Source organism: Mycolicibacterium agri (assembly GCF_002553505.1).
Lineage (GTDB): Bacteria > Actinomycetota > Actinomycetes > Mycobacteriales > Mycobacteriaceae > Mycobacterium > Mycobacterium agri.
The window spans coordinates 1-3,649 of the sequence record NZ_PDCP01000173.1 but is presented as its reverse complement, the minus strand read 5'-3'; the positions used below and the strand labels follow the sequence as shown (position 1 = coordinate 3,649).

The 3,649-nt window shown below is 61.9% G+C and carries 6 protein-coding genes; 5 read left to right on the top strand and 1 reads right to left on the bottom strand.

Annotation, left to right across the window (positions count from 1 at the left end; genetic code table 11):
* The 4 genes from CQY20_RS33370 to CQY20_RS33355 form a co-directional block, all read left to right on the top strand.
* On the top strand, positions 1 to 255 hold a 255-nt coding region (locus CQY20_RS33370; protein ID WP_109789712.1), incomplete at its 5' end, for an IS30 family transposase.
* A 91-nt stretch (positions 256 to 346) separates the two neighbouring features.
* A complete protein-coding gene (locus CQY20_RS33365) occupies positions 347 to 640 on the top strand; it encodes a hypothetical protein (RefSeq protein WP_097945576.1) in 294 nt (97 codons plus the stop codon).
* A 2-nt stretch (positions 641 to 642) separates the two neighbouring features.
* On the top strand, positions 643 to 1,860 hold the full coding sequence (locus CQY20_RS33360) for a hypothetical protein (protein WP_097945574.1): 1,218 nt from the start codon (positions 643 to 645) through the stop codon (positions 1,858 to 1,860).
* 19 nt (positions 1,861 to 1,879) lie between these two features.
* The gene (locus CQY20_RS33355) at positions 1,880 to 2,722 is read left to right on the top strand and encodes a hypothetical protein (RefSeq protein ID WP_097945571.1); all 843 of its coding nucleotides are present in this window, start codon (positions 1,880 to 1,882) and stop codon (positions 2,720 to 2,722) included.
* 108 nt (positions 2,723 to 2,830) lie between these two features.
* Here CQY20_RS33355 and CQY20_RS33350 read toward each other — a convergent pair whose 3' ends face one another.
* Complete coding sequence (locus CQY20_RS33350) at positions 2,831 to 3,160, bottom strand: hypothetical protein (RefSeq protein ID WP_097945568.1); 330 nt, start codon at positions 3,158 to 3,160, stop codon at positions 2,831 to 2,833.
* Between the two features lie 20 nt (positions 3,161 to 3,180).
* Here CQY20_RS33350 and CQY20_RS33345 point away from each other — a divergent pair, with 20 nt between their 5' ends.
* Positions 3,181 to 3,525 (top strand): hypothetical protein, encoded by a 345-nt coding sequence (locus tag CQY20_RS33345; protein WP_097945565.1) that lies wholly within the window; start codon positions 3,181 to 3,183, stop codon positions 3,523 to 3,525.
* The last annotated feature ends 124 nt before the right edge of the window (positions 3,526 to 3,649 follow it).

The window sequence follows — 3,649 nt, the reverse complement described above, 5'->3', positions numbered from 1 at the left end:
GAGCTCGATATCTACTTCTGCGATCCGCACTCGCCATGGCAACGCGGCAGTAACGAGAACACCAACGGGCTGCTGCGCCAATACTTTGCTAAAGGCACCGACCTATCAGTGTTCCCGGCCGACTACCTCGACTACGTTGCCGCCCAACTCAACACCCGACCCCGCAAAACCCTCGGCTGGAAGAAACCCGCTGAAGTCCTCGACGAGCTACTCTCAAACCCGCCAAAACCACCCGCTGTTGCATCCACTGCCTGAAATCGCCGCGAGTAAAGCCCGCCATTTCGTTGATCTCGGCGCCGGGAAAATTGGTGCAAGACGACCATCTGAGCGGCCTTACGGTTGATCCGTGGGGAGGATCGGGAGGATCGACGTCGACGGCACCGGCCTGGCATGGCTGGGCGCAAGCTGCGAACAGCGGGCCGATGCCATCGCAAAACAGTCCGCGCCTGCGGTTAACGGCGGCTTTGCCGCGACGACGGCGGCGGTGCGGGCGCTACACGACGACGCCGACGCCGCAGCAGGGCGGATCGCTGAGCGTGTGCGGTCAACCGGGCAGCGGGTGGCCGCCGCAGGCAGCCAGTTCGCCGCCACCGAGACCGACAGCTCAGACCTCGTCCGGTCGGCGACCGTCATCGCCTAACGGTGCCAACCGCGACGCTGCCGAGCCTGTCGGAAGTACGGGCGTTCGCGGGCGACTATCTGATCGATGCCGCGCAGCATTGGGCGGACAGCGCCGGCAGGTGGACCGTCACCTACGACGACCTGCTTCGCGATGTCACGCGCCCAACGGTTTGGCAGGGCAACGCAGCCGACGCGGCCGCCCTGCGCGTCGGCACCGATCGTCACCGCGTCACGGGCGCCGCCGATGATTTGGCCGCAGCAGCCGCTGTCGCTCGTCGAGCCGCCGACGATCTCCTCGCGTTGAAGACGCGGTTGCTCAACACTGTGCGGACGGCTCAAGCAGCCGGATTCATTGTCGGCGAAGACTTTTCGCTGACGACGATAGAAAGCACATCGTCCACTGTCGAGCTGGCCGCCAGAGAAGCCCAGATGCGCAAGTTCGGAGCCGCTATCCGCTCGGACGTCCTCGCGCTGGTCGCCGCCGACGAGCAAGCAGCCGCGCAGATTACGATGGCGGCTTCTCAGTTGCGGTCTCTGACGCTGACCGACGACGGTGCGGCGATCCAGGATGTCGACTTTCGTGGCATACCTCTTCCCGAGAAGCCGAATCCACCCGCCGTCCCTCCCGCTGAGGGTTGGAGCACAGACCCGTTGATACGGGCTGCGCAAAAGATTGCGTATGGACACGCTCTTGACAAGCACGGCCACGAATTCGGTTACCCCTCGCAAGAGGAGTTCGCCGAGCTGATCTACCAGAAAATGCTTCGAGCCATCAACGATCCCGGCGGGCTGATACTCGGTCTCAGCGAAGACGGCGCTCCGGTCATCTACGACCCGGAAGAGAACGTCCTCATTATTCGCGATACTCGGCCGAATGCTCCCGACGGTGGAACAGCCTACAAACCGAATAATCCGGCTGGAGCACCGCGGAAAATCGAAACTCCTTTATCGAGACTTACGGCTGAGCAGCTAGGAGACGGTCCAAAACCACGGGTCCCGACGAGTGACAATACTCAAGCGAAACTTGGTTCAGCTCCACCGTCGGCCGACTCCGCTCAAGCCGGTGCGACGGCCCCACGCGCAATCCACGACCGGCCGGGCCCTGGTTTCCTCGAGAACTGGGGCACGCACGTGCCGCCGGAAGAGCTCGCGAAAATCGATGGCCCACTCGGCATCCTAGGAAGAATAATTCTCGGGCAAGTGGGACCGAATCCTGACAATCCCAAGAATTGGGCGTAAGACAATCGATGGAAGCAACGTGACAAGAGAAGACCACCGCAGAGCAGTTGCGCTCGATGACGCCGAGCGCAAACTGATGGTGTTGGCCATCAACGAGTACGGCCTTGCGGCGCAGGGTGCCGCCGAGTTGCTTCCGCCACTCGTTGGCCGGCTGACCCAAGAAGCGTGGTGGGCCTACATCTATCCGCTCGCTGACTCCATTGAGGCCCACGAGCCGTTGACCGATCTCGACTGGGCTCGCGCGCTCCTACTGACTGAGTTCGCGTTCGGCAGCGACATGGTCGCCAACGCCCGACGGTTCTCCCCCAGGGGAGACGAACGCTGGGTGCTTGTGCTTCGCTCCCTGCAGGAGAAACTTTTCACCGAACGGAGTACGCAGTTGCTGGTAGCCAACGCGACGTACCCCACGTTCGACGACACCAACAGCGAGCGGACCGCCATCCTGCCAATGGATCTCGGCGACTTCGCATTCGACGACGACGAACGACGGCTCATGCTGGTGAGTCTCAAGGCCCATGCGGAACAACCCGAACGCGGCTACGGCCTACTCGCCCCTATCGCGGGCCAAAAGACATTCGACGAATGGACGGCCTACATCGACCACCTGCACCGAGCGGTAGATGATGAACAGTTCTTGACCGAACTGGACTGGTCGCGAGTCCTTCTTCTCACCGAGATGGGATTCATCAGCAGCCTGGCCGGGTTCGCATCCCATTTCCGCGGCGCAGACCAATACGGCATCCGAGTGCTGCGCACCCTGCAGGTCACTATTCATCGTGGCTCGTTGGCTCTGCTGTTCATCGAAAACGCGACCTACCCCTGGATCCGTTACGACACTGACGATGGGCTTGCGCATGAATAGCGACCCTCGCGTCACGACCGCGCTCAACGAGAACGAGCGCAAGCTGATGGTGCTTGCCATCAACGGGTGCAAGGGTCAGCGCAGGGTGCCGTCGAGTTGTTGCCGCCGCTAGTCGGCAAGCTCACCCAAAGAGCATGGCGGGACTACACCAAGCCGCTGATGGAGGCGATCGAAAAACACGAGCCCCTGACCGATCTCGACTGGACTCGCGTACTCCTCCTCACCGAGTTCGCCTTCGGCAGCGACATGGTCGCCAACGCCCGACGCTTCTCCTTCGGCGGCGAAGAACGTTGGGTGCCCATCCTGCGTAGCCTGCAAGACAAACTCAGCACCGACGAACGCGCGCAATTGCTCATCGACAACGCCACATTCCCCACGTTCGACGAAACCAACAGCGACCGAACCGCCATCCTGCCAATGGACCTGGGCGATTCGCATTCGACGACGAACGACGCCTCATGCTCGTCACCCTCAACGCCTACCTCCAACAACCCGAGCGCGGCTACGGCCTACTCGCCCCTATCGCCGGCCAACGAACACTCGACGAATGGACTGCCGACATCGACCACCTCCATAAGGCCGTCGACAACGAACAACCGCTGACCGGACTCGACTGGTCGCGAGTCCTCCTGCTCACCGAAATGGGATTCACCAGCAGCCTCGCCGGCTTCGCATCCCATGTCCGCAGCGCAGACCAATACGGCATCCGAGTCTTACGCTCACTGCAGATCACCATCCATCGCGGCGAGTTGGCTCTTCTGTACATCGAGAACGCGACCTACCCCTGGATCCGCTACGACTGATCGCTCGATTTCGACAGCAGGGCTTTGATCGCCAACCGCTCACAACCCCTGACGCAGAAATCAGCACCGCACGCGGGAATGGTGCAAGCTCCGCTGGCCTTACGTCATGTATGGCGATGCAAAC